Annotated in this window: 17 protein-coding genes; 11 read left to right on the forward strand and 6 right to left on the reverse strand. The window is 66.4% G+C overall.

Features of this window, described 5'->3' with window-relative positions; all coding sequences use genetic code 11:
• Positions 1-193 precede the first annotated feature (193 nt).
• Positions 194-679, reverse strand: a complete 486-nt coding sequence (locus AC3A6Y_RS27370; RefSeq protein ID WP_487871391.1) for a SixA phosphatase family protein — start codon at positions 677-679, stop codon at positions 194-196.
• Positions 680-862: 183 nt separating this feature from the next.
• Between AC3A6Y_RS27370 and AC3A6Y_RS27375 the strand changes: the two genes are divergently transcribed.
• A complete protein-coding gene (locus tag AC3A6Y_RS27375; RefSeq protein WP_487871392.1) occupies positions 863-1,255 on the forward strand; it encodes a hypothetical protein in 393 nt (130 codons plus the stop codon).
• A 138-nt stretch (positions 1,256-1,393) separates the two neighbouring features.
• Positions 1,394-2,134 carry a response regulator gene (locus AC3A6Y_RS27380; protein ID WP_487871393.1) on the forward strand — a complete coding sequence of 247 codons (741 nt, stop codon included), beginning with the start codon at positions 1,394-1,396 and terminating at the stop codon, positions 2,132-2,134.
• Between the two features lie 24 nt (positions 2,135-2,158).
• Here the strand turns inward: AC3A6Y_RS27380 and AC3A6Y_RS27385 are convergent, their stop codons facing one another.
• Positions 2,159-2,896 carry an SDR family NAD(P)-dependent oxidoreductase gene (locus AC3A6Y_RS27385; RefSeq protein ID WP_487871394.1) on the reverse strand — a complete coding sequence of 246 codons (738 nt, stop codon included), beginning with the start codon at positions 2,894-2,896 and terminating at the stop codon, positions 2,159-2,161.
• Between the two features lie 135 nt (positions 2,897-3,031).
• On the opposite strand from AC3A6Y_RS27385, the gene AC3A6Y_RS27390 reads away from it, so the two are divergent.
• The 8 genes from AC3A6Y_RS27390 (at position 3,032) to AC3A6Y_RS27425 (ending at position 10,058) form a co-directional block, all read left to right on the forward strand.
• A complete protein-coding gene (locus AC3A6Y_RS27390) occupies positions 3,032-3,973 on the forward strand; it encodes a LysR family transcriptional regulator (protein ID WP_487871395.1) in 942 nt (313 codons plus the stop codon).
• 74 nt (positions 3,974-4,047) lie between these two features.
• Positions 4,048-4,275, forward strand: coding sequence for a tautomerase family protein (locus tag AC3A6Y_RS27395; protein ID WP_487871396.1), 228 nt, complete (start codon positions 4,048-4,050; stop codon positions 4,273-4,275).
• Between the two features lie 123 nt (positions 4,276-4,398).
• The gene (locus AC3A6Y_RS27400; protein WP_487871397.1) at positions 4,399-4,959 is read left to right on the forward strand and encodes a thioredoxin family protein; all 561 of its coding nucleotides are present in this window, start codon (positions 4,399-4,401) and stop codon (positions 4,957-4,959) included.
• 7 nt (positions 4,960-4,966) lie between these two features.
• Positions 4,967-5,089 (forward strand): hypothetical protein, encoded by a 123-nt coding sequence (locus AC3A6Y_RS27405; protein WP_487871398.1) that lies wholly within the window; start codon positions 4,967-4,969, stop codon positions 5,087-5,089.
• Positions 5,086-6,384, forward strand: coding sequence for an ATP-binding protein (locus AC3A6Y_RS27410; protein WP_487871399.1), 1,299 nt, complete (start codon positions 5,086-5,088; stop codon positions 6,382-6,384). The genes AC3A6Y_RS27405 and AC3A6Y_RS27410 overlap by 4 nt, the downstream gene beginning before the upstream one ends.
• Positions 6,381-8,174: a cytochrome c biogenesis protein DipZ gene (locus tag AC3A6Y_RS27415; protein ID WP_487871400.1), complete on the forward strand. Its 1,794-nt coding sequence runs from the start codon at positions 6,381-6,383 to the stop codon at positions 8,172-8,174. The genes AC3A6Y_RS27410 and AC3A6Y_RS27415 overlap by 4 nt, the downstream gene beginning before the upstream one ends.
• A 158-nt stretch (positions 8,175-8,332) precedes the next feature.
• Positions 8,333-9,304, forward strand: a complete 972-nt coding sequence (locus AC3A6Y_RS27420; protein ID WP_487871401.1) for a JmjC domain-containing protein — start codon at positions 8,333-8,335, stop codon at positions 9,302-9,304.
• A 325-nt stretch (positions 9,305-9,629) separates the two neighbouring features.
• Positions 9,630-10,058 (forward strand): DUF6766 family protein, encoded by a 429-nt coding sequence (locus tag AC3A6Y_RS27425; protein ID WP_487871402.1) that lies wholly within the window; start codon positions 9,630-9,632, stop codon positions 10,056-10,058.
• Positions 10,059-10,067: 9 nt separating this feature from the next.
• On the opposite strand, the gene AC3A6Y_RS27430 is transcribed toward AC3A6Y_RS27425, so the two are convergent.
• Positions 10,068-10,355: a hypothetical protein gene (locus AC3A6Y_RS27430; RefSeq protein ID WP_487871403.1), complete on the reverse strand. Its 288-nt coding sequence runs from the start codon at positions 10,353-10,355 to the stop codon at positions 10,068-10,070.
• A 216-nt stretch (positions 10,356-10,571) separates the two neighbouring features.
• Here AC3A6Y_RS27430 and AC3A6Y_RS27435 point away from each other — a divergent pair, with 216 nt between their 5' ends.
• Positions 10,572-10,994 (forward strand): secondary thiamine-phosphate synthase enzyme YjbQ, encoded by a 423-nt coding sequence (locus AC3A6Y_RS27435; RefSeq protein ID WP_487871404.1) that lies wholly within the window; start codon positions 10,572-10,574, stop codon positions 10,992-10,994.
• A gap of 33 nt (positions 10,995-11,027) precedes the next feature.
• Here the strand turns inward: AC3A6Y_RS27435 and AC3A6Y_RS27440 are convergent, their stop codons facing one another.
• From AC3A6Y_RS27440 to AC3A6Y_RS27450, 3 genes are all read right to left on the reverse strand, one after another.
• A complete protein-coding gene (locus AC3A6Y_RS27440; RefSeq protein WP_487871405.1) occupies positions 11,028-11,315 on the reverse strand; it encodes a DUF3606 domain-containing protein in 288 nt (95 codons plus the stop codon).
• An 85-nt stretch (positions 11,316-11,400) separates the two neighbouring features.
• On the reverse strand, positions 11,401-11,790 hold the full coding sequence (locus AC3A6Y_RS27445; RefSeq protein ID WP_487871406.1) for a hypothetical protein: 390 nt from the start codon (positions 11,788-11,790) through the stop codon (positions 11,401-11,403).
• A complete protein-coding gene (locus AC3A6Y_RS27450; RefSeq protein WP_487871407.1) occupies positions 11,763-16,946 on the reverse strand; it encodes an amino acid adenylation domain-containing protein in 5,184 nt (1,727 codons plus the stop codon). The genes AC3A6Y_RS27445 and AC3A6Y_RS27450 overlap by 28 nt, the downstream gene beginning before the upstream one ends.
• Positions 16,947-17,194 lie beyond the last annotated feature (248 nt).

Consider the following 17,194-nt stretch of genomic DNA (forward strand, 5'->3'; position numbering starts at 1 on the left):
TCTTGAGGACGTAACAAGGAAACCACGCAACCCTTATATGTCAGGGCGAAAGGGTTATCAAGAGTACTTGGCCACCCTCGAGCGGACAGCGGCCCGAATGCTGCGATGCGGCGTCCACCATGCGGTCCTTCGGCGCGTCATGTGCAATCGGCGCGCCGTCCGATTGCCGGCACTTCGCGCCGGACGGCGAGGCTTATTTCTTCGGCGTGTCCAGCTTCACCTTGGCCGGGTCGAGCACACCGATGTCCGTCCAGGCGTTGGTGTCGAAGTGGAGTTCTGCGACAGCACAGGTCGGCATTTCCGTGATCTCGGGCGCAAGCCGATGTGCAAGACCGGCGAACTCGGGGTTGTGGCCGAAGACCATCACGCAATCGAGCTTGCCGTCGAGCCCGCGGATGATGGCGAGAAGGCGCTCCGGACTGCTCTCGTAGATGCTGTCCTCGATCGCGATGTCCTCGCGCGGGTAGCCGATCGCATCCGCCACGAGTTGCGCCGTCGCCAGGGCACGCAGCGCCGGGCTCGACACGAGCAGATCGGGCTTGACCCCGCTCCTGCCGAGGCGCCGGCCCATCATGGGCGCGTCATGAAGGCCGCGGTCGTTCAACGGCCGATTCCTGTCGGGGAGGGACGGATCGTCCCGGCTCGACTTGGCATGCCGGATCAGGAACAAGGTTTTCATACAGGCCCATCTTTCCGCTATGCGTTCCGGGGAGCACGCAGGGTGAGACGCGGACCGGCCGCCGCGCGTAGGAAGTTGCCGCGATCGCCCACCAGAGGCCATGGCCATGGCAATCACGCAGAGAACACCGCATTGCCCTCCAGTTCAGGCCGGCGTATCGTATCTGCCAGGAAGGAGCCGCCAATGCCTCCAAGAAAAGTCCTCGCGTCCAACGAAGCGCGCAGCATGCACCCGATGCCACCGAGCGCATTGGGCTACCCCGACGCATTGGCACCGCCCTCGGAAGCCGAGCTGTGCGAGCGCGCAGTCCAGGCCATCTGGCACAGCCTGGATGAGCACGACCTGGTGGACGAGCAAGTCCGGCGCGATCTGGCAGCGGTCCTCGAGCCGCTGGTCGCCATGGGCTTGTCGGAGCGTGCGCAGCGGCTGATCAAGACCCTGCGCATGCCGGACCCCATCGATGCCTCCAACCTGTATTGGCTCACGCGCAGGCTCCTGACCTTCGTGCCCGAACTGCAAGCCGCGGCGAACGCGTTCAGCCGGCAGGACGGCCGTCCGCCCCCGCCCTTCGCCTGAGGTCGACGCGGTGGTCGCGCAGGCGCGAACGTGTACGCGCCTGTACGCAGGCCCTCGGCAGATACACGGGCGTACAAAGCCGCCGGCAGAGCGCATACATTTGCGGCTGCACCCCTGCCCCGGCCAAGCCGCGCTGCCATGACCCCGAAGACCACCGATCACATCCTCATCGTCGACGACGACCGCGAGATCCGCGAACTGCTGACCACTTATCTGGTCAAGAACGGCCTGCGCGTGGCCGCGGTGCCCACGGGCCGCCACATGCGGGCGGCACTCGAGGAATCGGGGCCCTTCGACCTGATCATTCTCGACCTGATGCTGCCCGGAGAAGACGGCCTGTCGCTGTGCCGCGACCTGCGCTCCGGCAAGTACAAGGCCATCCCCATCCTGATGCTGACCGCGCGCAACGAGGAAGCCGATCGCATCCTCGGCCTGGAGATGGGGGCCGACGACTACCTGGCCAAGCCTTTCGCCGCACGCGAACTGCTCGCCCGCCTGCGCTCCGTGCTGCGACGCACCCGGATGCTGCCGCCGAACATGCGATCGACCGAAGGCGCCACCAAGCTGGCTTTCGGCGAATGGCGGCTCGACACCACCGCGCGCCACCTCATCGACGCGAGCGGCGTGATGGTGGCCCTGAGCGGTGCGGAGTACCGGCTCCTGCGGGTGTTCCTCGATCATCCGCAAAAGGTGCTGAGCCGTGACCAGCTGCTGAGCCTCACGCAGGGACGGGAAGCGGAGCTCTTCGAGCGTTCGATCGACCTGCTCGTCAGCAGGCTGCGCGACCGCCTGCGCGACGATGCGCGCGAGCCCCGCTACATCAAGACGGTGCGCAGCGAGGGCTACGTTTTCTCATCGACGGTCGAGGCGCAAGACTGAGGCCGCGCGCGCAGCAAGAGGTGCTCACCACTTGCCGGCGCCCATCCCGCCATCCACCGGCAGCACGATGCCGGTCGTGAACCCGGCGCCGCTCAGGTAGAGCACGGCGTCGACGATCTCCTGCGTCGTGCCGATGCGGCCGGCCGGCTGCAGCGTGTCGAGGAAGCCGTGCATGTCTTTCGTGTAGAGCGGCGTGTCGACGATGCCGGGCGCCACCGCGGTCACCTGGATGTTGTGCGGCGCCAGCTCCAGCGCGAGTGCCCTGGTGGCGCGGTCGATGCCGCCCTTGATCAGGACGGGCAGCAGCGCCGGCACGCTCTGGTTGGGCGCCGAGGCAATGCTCGCGGTGATGCTGATGATGCGGCCCGCCTTGCGCTCGATCATGTGGCGGGCGGCGGCCTGCGACGGGTAGACGAAGCCCTTGAGGTTGGTGTTGACCAGCGCCTCCAGTTCGTCGGGCGTGTATTCGACGAAGGGCTTGGCATTGAAGATGCCGGCGTTGTTGATGAGCACATCGACGCGGCCGAAGCGCTCGACGGCGCGCTGGACCAGCGCCGTGCCGACGGCCGGATCGGCGACATCGCCGGCGACGCCCAGGAAGTTGTCCGGCGAACCGAGCGACACGGCCGCCTCCTGCAGGCGCCCGGCCGTTCGGGCGTTGCCGACGACGTTGTCGCCGCGCTGCAGGAAGGCGCCGGCGAGCGCCAGGCCGATGCCGCTGGAAGCGCCGGTGATGACGATGGTCTTGGCTTGGGTCTTCATGGTGAATTCCTTTCGGGGTGGTGGGCTGGAAGCAGGGACTTGTATTGCTGTCCCCTTGGGGCGTACTCTATTGACTACTTGCGAGTTAATAAATGCAGCTGACGCCACTTCAGTTCTTACACGATGTAATGCACGATGAATCGCCGATTCGATGACCTGATGCTGGGAAGCCTGGAGCTGTTCTGCCTGGCGGCCGAGCACGGCGGGTTCACCGCCGCTGCCAACTTTGCGGGCCTGACGCCCGCCGCCGTGAGCAGGACGGTGGCCCGCCTCGAAGAGCGCCTCGGGGTGCGGCTCTTCGTCCGCACGACCCGGCAGATCCGACTGAGCGAGGCGGGTCAGGCCTACTACGCGCAATGCCGCCAGGCGCTGCACCAGTTGATCGAGGCCGAGCGCGAGGTCAGCGGCCGGCAGGTCACGCCGAGCGGTCTGCTGCGCATCAGCACCCCCACCACGTACGGGCACTATCGCCTGCTCCCGCTGCTGCCCGAGTTCAGGGCGCGTTATCCCGGCATCCGCGTGGAGGTCCACGTCAGCAACCGCAACATCGATTTCGCCGCCGAGGGCTACGACCTCGCGGTGCGCGTTCGCGAGCCCGCCGATTCGACGCTGATCGCGCGCCATCTCGAAGATGCCGAGCTGGTGCTGGTGGCGACTCCCGATTACCTGCGCCGGCGCGGAGCGCCCAAGACGCTGGAAGACTTGTCCGCCCACGACTGCATCCAGTTCGAGCTGCCCAGCAGCGGCCGCACCATTCCCTGGCTGTTTCGCCGGGACGGGCAGGACATCGAGCTGCCCACCTCCGGCGGCTACTCCAGTTCCGACGACGTTCTTGCCGGCGTGACGCTGGCCCTCCACGGCGCCGGGATCTTCCAGGCCTATCGATTCGTCGTCGAAGAAGCACTGCGCCAGGGGCGGCTGATCGAAGTGCTCCAGCCCTTCGGCGGCCGCGTCCGCCCCTTCAACCTGCTCTATCCCCAACTGCGCTTCGTGCCGCTGCGCGTGCGCACCTTCGTGGACTTCCTGATGGGCCACCGTGCCATCGGAAAGTCCGTCCCAGCCGGACCGCCGGCCTGAGGCAGCCAGTCGCTGCTGCACGTCGATGGCGGCCGGTGCGCCGCCACTCACCCATCCCACGCAAAGGAGCCATCATGCCCATCGTCACCATTCAGGTCACCCGCGAAGGCACGAAGCCCGGGGCCGACTCGGTCACCGCCGAAGAGAAGGCCGCACTCATCAAGGGCGCCAGCGAGTTGCTGCGCGACGTGCTGAACAAGCCCCTCGAAAGCACCTTCGTCATCATCGAAGAGATAGCCACCGACAACTGGGGATGGGGCGGCCTGCCCGCGCTGGAGTTCCGGCGACAGCGAAGCTTGTGAAACGTAGTGTGTCGACTTTCCGCATCGATACAGAGGCGTACCCCTTTCGCGCCGATCGGGGGCGGCAGGGTCGAAGATCCGGACATTCGTTCACCAACCCTCCTTCCCAGGAGACCGACCATCATGAACATCCGTACCTCCGCTTCCCTCTTCGCCGTCGCCCTCGCGGCCTCGTTCGCCGCCCTCACCTTCGCCAGCCCTCCGCAAGGCGGCGACATCCCGGTGGCCGGGCAGCAGCCGGCGCCCGAGTTCCGGGACATCGAGAAGTGGCTCAACTCCCAGCCGCTGAAGCTGCAAGAGCTGCGCGGCAAGGTGGTGCTCGTCGACTTCTGGACCTACACCTGCATCAACTGCCTGAACCACCTTCCCTACGTGAAGGACTGGCATGCCAAGTACAAGGACAGCGGCCTGGTGGTGGTCGGCGTGCACACGCCCGAATTCGCCTACGAGAAGTCCACGAAAAACGTCCAGGACGCGATCAGGAAACTGGGCATCCAGCACGCGGTCGCGCAGGACAACAACTACGCCACCTGGAAGGCCTTCGGCAACCAGTACTGGCCTGCCGTCTACCTGATCGACAAGCAGGGCCGCATCGTCTACTCGCACTTCGGCGAGGGCCGCTACGCAGCGACCGAGAAGAAGATCCAGGACCTTCTGGCGCAACCGGCGCCCACCGGCTCCTGAGTTCGCCATGAAGAAGCTCTGGCTCGCCCTGCTGTTCTTCGCGGGCGGCCTCGCCCACGAAGTCCGCCACCCGGTGAACTGCCATCTCATCGCATCGCGCCGCGCCGGCAAGCCGGAGGACCGCCCATGAAACCCCGCTCCTTGTACATGCGCGTCACGCTCATCATCGTGGTGGGCCTCGCGATCGCGCAGTTGCTGACCTTCGCGGCCATCCGCTACGAGCGCGGCATGGCGCTTCGGCACCTGATGATGACCGGCATCGAACGCGACATCGCGAGTTCGATCGCCATCCTGGACCGCCTGCCCGCTGCCGAGCGCGAAGGCTGGCTGGCGCGGCTGGAACGGCGCAACTACCGCTTCATGCTGGGCGACGGCGTCTCGGGCTCGCCGCCCGAGTCGGGCATCTCGCAGGAATTCGCCGACGCCATCGTCAACGCGCTGCACCCCTTCGAAGTCGTGAAGGTGGTGCAGGCCGCCGCCGACGACCTCCGTATCCAGCTGAGGCTGACGGACGGCAGCCCGGTGATCGTCTATGCGCGCCGCGTGGGCATGCCGGTGTCCAAGTGGGTCTTGTGGGTGCTCGTGCTGCAGCTCGCGGTGCTCGCGCTCTGCGCCTGGTTCGCGGTGCGCCTCGTCACGCGGCCGCTGGCTCGCCTCGCCAAGGCCGCGGACGAGCTCGGCCCCGACCTGAAGGGCCGGGAGCTCGAGGAAGAAGGCCCCTCCGAAGTGGCGCACGCGGCACGCGCTTTCAACGCGATGCAGCGGCGGATCGCGGGCTACATGGCCGAGCGCGTGGAGATCCTGGCTGCGATTTCGCACGATCTCCAGACGCCCATCACCCGGATGCGGCTGCGCACCGAGATGATGGACAACGAGAAGGACCAGCTGAAGTTCCGGCAAGACCTCGACGCCATGCACGCGCTGGTCAAGGAAGGCGTCACCTATGCGAAGACGCTGCACGGCGCCACGGAGCCGCCCTGCCGCGTCGACGCCGACGCGCTGCTCGAAAGCATGGTTGCCGACTACGGGGACGCGGGGCAGCAGGTGCACCTGGAGGGCCGCATCGGCGGCCCCATCGTGACGCGGCCGAACGCGCTGCGCCGGATCATCGTCAACCTGGTCGACAACGCGCTGAAGTTCGGCAGCGAAGTGCGCATGCGGGTGCGCGTCGACGCAGGCCGGCTGGTCGTCGCGATCGTCGACAACGGTCCGGGCATCCCCCCCGATCAGCTCGAAGCCGTTCTCAAGCCCTTCTACCGCGTCGAAAGCTCCCGCAACCGAAGCACGGGCGGCACGGGCCTCGGCCTGGCCATCGCGCACCAGCTCGCCACGGCGATGGGCGCCGAGCTGAGCCTGCACAACCGCGACGAAGGCGGCCTGGAAGCCCGAATCGCCATGACCCTCCAACAGGATCTCGCATCATGATCATCGTCGCGATCGCCTACCTGGGCGGCGTCCTCACCATCCTGAGCCCCTGCATCCTGCCGGTGCTCCCCTTCGTGTTCGCGCGCGCCGACCGCCCGTTCCGCTCGCATGGCCTGCCGATGCTGCTGGGCATGGCCTTCGCCTTTGCCGGCATCGCCACGCTCGCGGCCGTGGGCGGCGGCTGGGTGGTGGCGCTCAACGAGTGGGGGCGCTACGCGGCGATGGCAATGCTCGCCTTGTTCGGCCTCACGCTGCTCTTGCCGGCATGGGCCGATCGGCTGAGCAGGCCCTTCGTCGCGCTCGGCATGCGCCTGTCGCAACCGGGGGCCGCGCCCCCGTCCGCGCGCCCTTCCTTTCTGTCCCCGCTGATGCTGGGTATCGGCACCGGCCTGCTGTGGGCGCCCTGCGCCGGACCGATCCTGGGGCTGATCCTGACGACCGCCGCGCTCAACGGCGCCAGTGCCGGCACCTCCTTGCTGCTGCTGGCCTATGCCGCGGGCGCGTGCACCTCGCTGGCGGCCGCGCTGCTGTTCGGCGGCCGCGTGTTCTCGGCCTTGAAGGGGTCGCTGCGAACCGGCGAATGGATCCGGCGGGCCGCCGGTGCGGCCGTGCTGGCCGGCGTCGGCGCCATCGCACTGGGCCTGGACACTGGCCTGCTCAGCCAGCTTTCGTCTGCCGGCACGACGCAGCTGGAGACGACACTGCTGGAGAAGATCGGACACAAGAGCCCCTCATCCCCGCTCTCGCGGTCGGACACGGCCGCCGAAGCACCCGTCATGCTGGCGACTGCGGCGGGCCGCGAAACGGTCGCGGCGCGCCCGCTGGGAACGCAGGGCACCTTCCCTTCGCTGGCCGGCGCGACCGAATGGATCAACACCGAAGCACTGACGCCCGAGAGCCTGCGAGGCAAGGTCGTGCTCGTCGACTTCTGGACCTACTCGTGCATCAACTGCCTGCGCACGCTGCCCTACCTGCGCGCCTGGGCCGACAAGTACAGGGATGCGGGCCTGGTGATCCTCGGGGTTCATGCGCCCGAGTTCGCCTTCGAGAAGCGCCTGTCCAATGTTCGCAAGGCGACCCGGGACCTGGGCATCGCGTTCCCGGTCGCGGTCGACAACGACTTCGCCATCTGGCGCGGATTCGGCAACCGGGCCTGGCCGGCGTTCTATTTCATCGATGCGCAGGGACGCATCCGTCACCACCAGTTCGGCGAGAACCAGTACGAGGAGGCGGAACAGGTCATCCAGCAGCTGCTCGCGGAGGCGGGGCAGCGCCGGATTCCTTCGGGGCTCGTCGCGCCGCGAGGCGAAGGCGTGCAGGCCGCGGCGCCCGCGACGGGCGCATTGTCCGAAGAGACCTACCTGGGCTACGAGCGCGCCCATCACTTTGCCTCGCCGGGCGGCGTGGCGCGCGATCGGGCGAACGACTACCGAGGTCCCGCTTCCCTGCGCACGAACCAGTGGGCACTGGCCGGCGACTGGACGGTCGAACGCGAGCGGGCAGTGCTGAACCGCGTCGCCGGACGCATCGCCTACCGCTTTCATGCGCGCGACCTGCATCTGGTGCTCGGGCCCTCGGCCGACGGCAAGCCCGTGCGATTCAGGGTGCTGCTCGATGGCAAGGCGCCCCTCGCGGACCATGGCTTCGACGTGGACGCGCAGGGCAACGGGGTCATCGACGGGCAGCGGCTCTACCAGCTCGTTCGGCAGTCGGCGGGCGGGAAGGATCGGCTGTTCGAGATCGAGTTCCTGGACCCCGGGGTGCAGGCCTACGCATTCACCTTCGGCTGAGCGCGCCCGAACCGGCATCCCGTCGACGCGCTGGTTGCCGCGGTCCCAAGGAATGGTTACAAACTAATGTATTAATTCGCCTTTGGACACTTCCTCGGGACTATGATTTTCCATCTCGGAAAGGTGCCGGTTCGCTGGAGCCGGAGTGGAGGTTCCGAATGTACGACTGCAGCCAGTATGCGACACCCCCCAGCACGGGCACGCACCATTTGTGGGTCGACGATCCGGCGTCCTTCTCGACGCACCGGATCACCCCTCTGCATCACAACTTCCATGAGCATCCCCTGTTCCAGATTCCCGAACTGGTGAAGCTGGGCAAGGAACTCGCGCCCTTGGAGCAGTGCCGCTTCATGCGGCCGGGCCTGACCCCTTCGTCGGTGATTGCCCACGACAGCCGCCATCCGGACGGGCGCAGCATCGACGAGTTCTTCGCGCGGCTGGAAGAGCCGGGTTCCTCCGTCGCGCTCTACAACATCGAGGTCATCCCGCGCTACCAGGCGCTGCTGCATGCGGTGGTCGGCATCATGCAGGACAGCGTGGAGCGCGAGCAGCCCGAGGTGTTCCTGGTGAACGGCTTCGTCTTCATTTCGTCCCCGCCTTCGGTGACGCCCTTCCACATCGACCGCGAGAACAACTTCTGGCTGCAGCTGCACGGCCACAAGATCATGAACGTCTGGGACCATCGGGACCGGCGCATCGTGCCGGCGGAGGCCGTCGAGGACTTCATCGTCACGCATTCGCTGCGCAAGGTCCGCTACCGCGAGGAGTTTCGCGCCCAAAGCCACGAGTTCCATGCGCGTCCGGGCGATGGCGTGTACTTTCCGAGCACCTCGCCGCACATGACGCGCTCCGACCCGGACTGGACGGCCCCCGGCGATCGCGTCTCGATCTCGATCGGCGTGACGTTCTACACCTCGTTCACGCGCAAGGTCGCGCGCGTGCACCAGGTCAACCGGGTCATGCGGCGATGCGGCTTGTCCCCGCGCTACCCCGGCGAATCGCCGGGAGCCGATGCGTTCAAGGCCTCCCTGGGCGGACTGGTCGGGTCGGCTCGCGCGAAGCTCCTCGGACTCGACCCCTTGGCGCGGCGCTTCAAGCTGGCGACTGCGCCGCCGCCCGGGTCCTATTGATGCAGGCAGGCGCCATCGGAAGGCCGCGGCCGGGCTGGCGAGCGGCTGCGTGGGCCGGGCGCTCCCTGCACCGGTCGGTGCGATTTTTCAGGTCATCGCGAATGGGAAATGGATGACGCTCCGGTGGATTGGCGCCTCCTAGGCTTTGCACGCCACATGCGACGGCCCAGGGCCAGGAGCCTTTGCGGCAGGTCGGACCGAAGAACAAGAAGTCGGTCGCTCGTCTGCCTTGTTTGTGCCGCGTCACCCCATCGAACCGCGGCCGGCCACGCGGGCGGCGATGAGTCATGGGCCCCCTCATACAACACCGAAGAAGGAGTCCGACATGCAATCATCGATCTGGAAGCGCTATGGCTATGGCTGGGTGACTTTGGGATTCTTCCTGCTTTCGCTCATCGGGCATTGGCTGTTCGGCTGGTTCGCCTATGTGGATGAACAACGGCAGCTCGGCGCATCGGTCGAGGTTTCGGGCTACCTGGTGCAGATGTCGCGCGATACGCTGGAGAACTGGCAGTCGGAGTTCCTTCAGCTGCTGTGGCAGATCGGTGGACTGGCCTTCCTGCTGTACGTCGGGTCACCGCAGTCGAAAGAGGGGGATGACCGGATCGAGGCCAAGCTCGACGCGATCCTGGCCGCCGTCGACCCGAAGAACGCCGACAAGCTCCTGGATGAAATCGACCGGGAGTACGCCGGCCGCCACACGGATCCGCGCTGGGTGCGCATGGCCAAGGCCGGGGGCTCCGGCCAGGGATGAGACGAGGCGTCAGGCGGCCACGAAGCTGAGCCGGGCCTCGTGCGCCATCGCATCGCGAACGATCGGCCGCGCATCGTCGTCCACGAAATCGAAGAGCGCGTCGGGAATCTCGTCCTCTTCGAGCGAGAAGAGGATCTCGATGGCTTCCTGCTGAGCTTCCGAGAACGTACCGGCCTGGATCAGCTGGTTGAACCTCGCAGCGGTCTCCTTGGGTGCCAGCTGGCGCAGCTCGAGCAGGTCGAGCACCAGCTCGATCTGCGAGGGGGTGAGGGGCTGGGGAGCGGCAGAACGCTTCATGACGTGGGATCCTTTCGGTGGAGCTCAGGACTTCTTCCTTTGCTGTGAAATCAGTCTCTTTGTCGATCCTTAAGCGTCGCTGAAGCGTTCGTAAAGAAGCATTGCTGGTCGTGAAAACTCTGTGTGGGCGTGAGGAAAGTCTCGGGTCGTCTGGTGGGGCGTTGTTCAGACGTCACGGGACGACACCCATTCCCATACCGGCCTATCCTCGACCCCATGAATCGGCAGTCCACCACAACGCTCGATATCGATACGCCTGGACGCACGCTCGTCGAGATCACCCGCCCCGTGTCGGAATGGGTCCAAGCGCAGCGCGTCCAGACCGCCCTCCTCACGCTCTTCATCCGCCACACCTCCGCCAGCCTCCTGATTCAGGAGAACGCCGATCCCGATGTGCAGGCCGATCTGAACCGCTTCCTCGCCCGCCTGGTGCCCGATGGCGATCCGCTGTTCCGCCATCGCGACGAAGGCCCCGATGACATGCCGGCCCACGTGCGCGCCGCGCTCACGGCCGTGCAGCTGTCGGTGCCGGTCGTGAACGGCCGCATGGCCCTGGGCACGTGGCAGGGCATCTATGTGTGGGAGCACCGCTTGCGCCCGCACCGCCGCCACGTGGTGCTGCATCTGCTGGGCGAATAGCCGGGCCGCCTGGGGTAACCGGCGGCCCGTTGGTTACACATCGTTGAACTCTCCGGGCTTGAAGAGCGGGCCACCGGGAGCGCCTACCGCTTCCGGGCAACCGACTGCCTTCACGGCCGCGCGCAACTCGGCTTCGGTGCAGCAAAGACTCATCGCCCAATCGCGGATTTCATCGTCGTGCTCGAGCGAGATGAGATTGCCGACGGCCTTGACCGCCTCGCGCAGATCCCTTTCCGTGCAGCCGAGCCGCGTCGCCCATTCACGGATCTTGCAGTCCCGCTCGACCGAGATGGACTCAGGCTCGCCAGTGTCGTTGTCCATGAAGCTCTCCGGTTTGGTAAGAACGCTGGCCTTAACGGCACACCGCGGATATTCGGTATCCGCGAGGAGCACCGCGACCTACGGGTCACGCCAGGGGAGTCCATCCCGACGGATTTTCCTCCTCGCCCTCGCATTCGCGGCGCGGACCGATCGCGCCGGTCTGACAGAGCCTGCGCAGCTCGTCGACGCCCTCGTGCAAGGCCCGTTCATAGCTGTCCGTCCCCCGGGGAGCCGAGTTCAAAAGGCGAAAATCGTCGGGATGAGGCGCTCGCGATTCCAGCAACACCCAGTAAAAATGTCCTGGGTCCGGCTCGTCGACTGTGAGGGCAATGGATCGGAGGAAACTCGGCATGGCTTTCAAGGTGAGTGTCGAGCACGCAGGCTCTTCAAAAGAGTCAGAGGGTGTGCAGAAGGCAATGACAGCAGCGGCAGCGCCGTTCGAGATGCTCAGGTGCTCCTGGTGGTCTTGCCCCACGCAGAGAACATCCTGCCGAACAGGGTTCGTCCCTGCAGGGATCTGCGTTTCGCGTTGCCGCCGCTCAGCGTTTCGCCGAGCGCCGCTGCAGCCGCTCCGGAAGCAATCTGGCCCAGGTTCTCGAAGACATACCTCGGTGGCGCCGTGCGCAAGCCCAATCTTCGTTCCGCCAACTGGATCACGCGCATGGCGAGCAATGAATCACCGCCGAGGTCGAAGAAGTTGTCACTCGGCCGGATTTCGGAGATGTTGATCTTGAGCACGTCTGCCCAGATCTGCGCCAGCCTCAGTTGACCTGGGACGAGCACCGCGGCGCCCGACGTTCCCGCAGCAAGGTTCGCTGCGCGCTCCGCACGCTCGTCCATCTCGTTGCGCGACAGTTGCAGAAGGTGGGCCGCGTCGGGCGAATCGCCGGCGGCAACCAACTCTGCCAAGCTTTCATGCGGCTGCGCCACCACGCGTTGCAACAGCTCGACATAGCGATTGCGCAAGGCCGCGCCGGTTTCTCGGCGAAAGATGTCGGCGTTGTAGGTGAGTCCCCCCTCCAGGCCGCCTGTCCCGTCGGCCAGCCACAAGCCGATGTCCTCCGTGGCGCCGCGCTGCGACACCTGGATCTGACGATGCCGCAGCGGTCCTACGGCTGACGGCCGCTCGCGCGTGTCCTCGAAGGAGAAGAGCACTTGGTAGAGGCCGACGCCCCTGGCTCGTCCGGTGAATTCAGGTTCGCTCGCGAAGCGTTCAAAGGGAACCTGCTGGTTGTCCATCGCCGAGACCAGTTGATCCTTCAGGTGCTGCACGAACTCGCCCAGCGTCTGCCGAAGATCGAGCTCAACGGGAAGCGGCACCAGGTTGCCGAACAGGCCCATCACCGCTTCGACCTCCGGAAACTGGCGACCGCGGACCGGCGTTGCGACCACGAGCGAGCGCGCATCGGACACGCTGCTCAGCAGAAGTACGTAAACCCCGAGCATGAGCATGTTGAGCGTGACTTCATGGCTGCGCGCCACCGACCGCAGCTGTTGCGTGAGCACCTCATCGACGGCCATCCAGTGCGTGCTGCCCTGGCCGGTCATGCCCGCTCCCCGCGGCCGATCGGTGTGCAATGCCTTCGGCGGCGGTGCGCCGGCGAAGCGGCTCTTCCAGAAACTCAACTGCTCTTCGAACTGCGTCGAGGCCAGCCAGTTCAGGTACCACTCGGCATAGTCGCCGTGCGTCACCGGCAGTGCAGGCAGGTCATGCGGCACCCCGTCGAGCTGCGCCTGGTAGATGACGGACAGTTCGTTGATGAGCAGATCGACGGACGCGCCATCCCAAACCAGGCGATGCGGGACAAAGACGAACACGTGGTCGTCGTCGTCGATGCGGATCAGGGCGGCGTTGAAGAGCGGCGCATGATGAATGTCGATCAGCCGATCCGCCACCTCCTGCAACTTGTCGAGAAGCTCGGGCTCGCGCTGGTCGGCAGGCAAGACGCCCAGGTCGATGCGCGACAGCTCCACCGGCACCTCGGCAGCGATCGATGCGACGAACTTGCCGGTCTCCGCGTCTTTGTCGAATGCGGTGCGCAAAGCGGGCTGACGACGCACGATCTCGCGCAGCGCCTCATGAAAGGCCGAGGCGTTCAAGCGGCCCGTCAGCCGATGGGCCGAGGGCGTGTTGTAGACGGATCGACCGGGATGCAGCTCTTCGAGGAAGAGTATGCGTTCCTGCATCGGGGTGAGGGGCGCGTTGCGCCGCCCGGCGCGGTGCGGTATTCGCTCCATGGGAGAAGCGCCGCCCGCCTCGAGTTCGCTCACGGCCTGCGCCAGGCGCTCCGCGGTCGGCGCCGCGAAAAGCGTGCGCAGGGGGACGGTCACGCCGAACTCCCGACTCAGCAGAGTGGCAAGCCGCGATGCCAGCAGCGAGTGGCCGCCCAGGGCGAAGAAGTCGTCTCGGATGCCGAGCGCCGGCAGGCTCAGCACCTGTTCCATGGCATGAAGCACGATCTGCTCGCGCCGGTCGCGCGGTGCGAGGGCGTGGGTGGGCTGCACTCGCTCGGCCGTGCCCGGCTCGCCGGGTGCGGGCAAGGCCTTTCGGTCGGGCTTGCCGTTGGGAAGCCGAGGTAACGCGTCGAGCACGACGACATGCTGCGGCAGCATGTACTTCGGCAGACGCGCACACAGCGCCTGCTTCACGACCGAGGTGTCGATCTCGGCACCGGCTGCCGCGACTAGATAGGCGACCAGACGTACGTCGCCGGGTTGGTCCTCACGCGCAACGACGAGGCTTGCGCCCACCGCGGGCACGTCGTTGCAGCAAGCCTCTATCTCTCCAGGCTCGATGCGATAGCCGCGCACCTTGATTTGGTCATCGAGGCGGCCGAGGTGTTCGAGCAGGCCGTCGTTGCGCCAGCGGCCGCGGTCGCCGCTACGGTACAGCCGGCCGCCTGCGTCGAACCCCGCATCGGAGACGAAGAGCTTCGCCGTCAGCTCAGGGCGGTCGAAGTAGCCGATGGCGAGACCGGCGCCGCCGATGCAGATTTCGCCCGGCACGCCGACGGGGCATCGCTTTCCTCGAGCATCAAGAATCCAGACGCTGGTGTTCGCGATAGGTCGCCCGATGGACACGCCATGGCGAACGACCTGCGCCGCGTCCACGCGCCACAGCGTCGAGTAGACGGTCGTCTCGGTGGGCCCATACAGGTTCCAGAGCTCGCCGCAACGCGCGCTCAGAGCGAGTGCCAGGTCGCGGGGCATGGCTTCTCCGCCGGACATCGCCTTCAGTCCCGGCTTGCCTTGCCACCGGGCATCCAGCAACAGCCGCCAGGCGCTCGGCGTGCCCTGCAGCACCGTGATGTCCTCGCCTTCGATCAGCCGGCACATTGCCTGTCCGTCCATTGCCGTCTCGCGGGACACCAGCACTATTTCGGCGCCGACTTCGAGTGGAAGCATCAGCTCGAGCACCGCAATGTCGAAGCTCAGCGTGCTCACGGCCGCCACCCGGTCTTCAGTGCCTATGCCAAGCTCGCGGCGCATGCTGCGAAGGAGATTGGCAACGGCGCCGTGGGTGATGGCCACGCCCTTCGGCTTGCCGGTCGAGCCCGAGGTGTAGATGAGGAACGCCATGTCGCCGGATCTGGCGTCCTGCGGCCCCGGAGGCAGCGGGCTGGCCGGCGCTTCCAACCACCGGGCGTCCGTGTCCAGCTGGAGCAGCTGTTTGTCGGGATCGTCGCACCAGTCGCTGGGCGCGTTGGCGATGCCGGACGCGGTGATCAGCAGACCCAGCCGCGCATCCTCTGCCTGATAGTCGAGGCGCGCTTTCGGGAAGTCCGGGTCCAGCGGCACGTAGGCTGCGCCGCATTTGAGTACCGCCAGCAGGGCCACCACCATGTCGACGTCTCGCCCCAAGCACAGGCCGACGCGTTCCCCGTGGCCCACGCCACGAGCGCGCAATGCATGCGCCAGGCGGTTGGATCGCTCGTCCAGTTCGCGGTAGGTCCAGCGCTGCCCGCCGTGCCGCAGAGCCGCTCGATCCGGCTGCGTCGCCGCGGTCACTTCGAAGCCCGCATGCATGAGGCCGCTGCTCTCGAGCGGCGTCGGTGCCGGCTGCAGCGCGAGAAGACGCGCCTCCTCGGCTGCAGTGAGCAGGTCGACGCTGCCGAGCGCGGTGCGGGGATCGCGCACAGCGGCCATCAGGAGGCGCTCGTACATTCCCAGCCAGCGGCGGATGGACTCCTCGTCGAACAGGTCGACGTTGTACTGCACCTCGTACTGCATGCCGCCGGCGACCGGCGTGAGGTTGAAGAAGAGCTCGAAGTTCTCGCAGGCGCGTGGGACGCTGCGCAGTTGCGTCTGCAAGCCGGGGAACTCACCGGCCGCCCTGTCGGCGCGGGCGTCGACGTTGAAAAGGACGCTGACCAATGGCAGACGGCTCGGATCGCGTGGCACCAGGAGCTTCTTGAGAAGCGCCCCATAGGTGAGATTCTGATGCTCGAAAGCGTCGAGCAACAGGTCGCGGCTCTGGCTTACCAGTTCGTCCAGCGCCGTCGCGGCAGTCACCGACACACGCACGGGCAGGAGGTTGGCGCAATGCCCTACGAGGCGGGGCATCTCGCTGGCGAGCTGGCCGGCGGCGGCGATTCCGATGACCAGATCCTCCTGCTCCGTCAGGCGATGGAGGAGACCTGCGAAGGCACCGAAGAGTGCGGCGTAAAGACTTGCACCCGATCCGGCGGCCAGCTTGCGAGCCGCGCCGATCAGCTCGGCGTCGAGCAGTCCGTCGATGCGGCGTGACCGGAATGTCCGCGTCTGCGGTCGCGGTCGATCGAGCGGCAACTCGAGCACCGGCACGCTGCTGCCGGCGAAGCGCTCCAGCCAATAATCAACATGGGGCCGCATGCGCGGGCCGGCCATCTCGTCGGCCTCCCACTGCGCGTAGTCCGCATAGCGAGGGGCCGGTTCCAGCGGTGCGCCCAGGTCCAGTTCGTTGGCATACAGGGCGCCCAACTCGCCCCATATCACGCCCCACGACCACCCATCGCACACGGCGTGGTGGGCGCTGATCAAGAGCGTGTGATCTTCCGGGCCGGTGCGATAGAGCCTTGCGCGAAAGAGCGGGCCTTGCTCCAGGATGAAGCGTTCATGCACTGCCGTGTCGAAAGCCGTCGCGAGCCGGCGCTGCTGCTGCGCCGCATCGAATCTCGCCATGTCGATACGTTGCAGCGCGAAGGGCTGGGCTGCAGCAATGAAGAGCTGCGTGCCATCTGCAGAAAAGGTTGCGCGAAGGCACTCGTGGCGCGCCAGCAAGCGGCCGATCGAGCGCTGCAGCGCGCTCTCGTCGAGCGGGCCTGCAAGTCGCAGCGCGCTGGCTTCGTTGTACGCCAGCGCGGCCTCCGCGCTCAGGCGATCTCCAAGCCAAACCTCACGCTGGGCTTCCGTGGTGGAAATGATCGCCTCGACGTCGCCGAATGCGAAGGGATCGAAGAAATCTGAGTCGGATTCGGCAGCCCTCTGTAGTGCGTCTCTCACGAAGCAATCCTCACTTGAGTGGGTGTTACATCGCGTTGCGCTGTCGCGCGGACGCGGATCGGGCTGGGCGAGGCCGTGAAATGTGAAAACTTCACAGCCACTCCCGTTTGTCATGCACCGCCCAATATTTATGTGTCGGACAAGTTCCAACGGCCGTGTGCGCTAGCTCAGTGAGTTCGACGCAGGCAAGGAGCCCGGCCTTTCAAAGATGACCGTGCAGGGCGCGGCTGGAGCGTCGCCTGTTCCCAACGCCGAAGTTCGCCGACAACGCGGCCGGGCGTAGGAGAACTCCGCAAACTTCCGCTCATGACAGGCGCACGCCATATAACCGCAAAGTACTAACATTTTGCGGAGCACCGATGTCTTGCAAGTGCCAGGTCTTTCGCCTGACCGTCGTC

Source organism: Variovorax sp. Soil_C_17 (assembly GCF_057657265.1).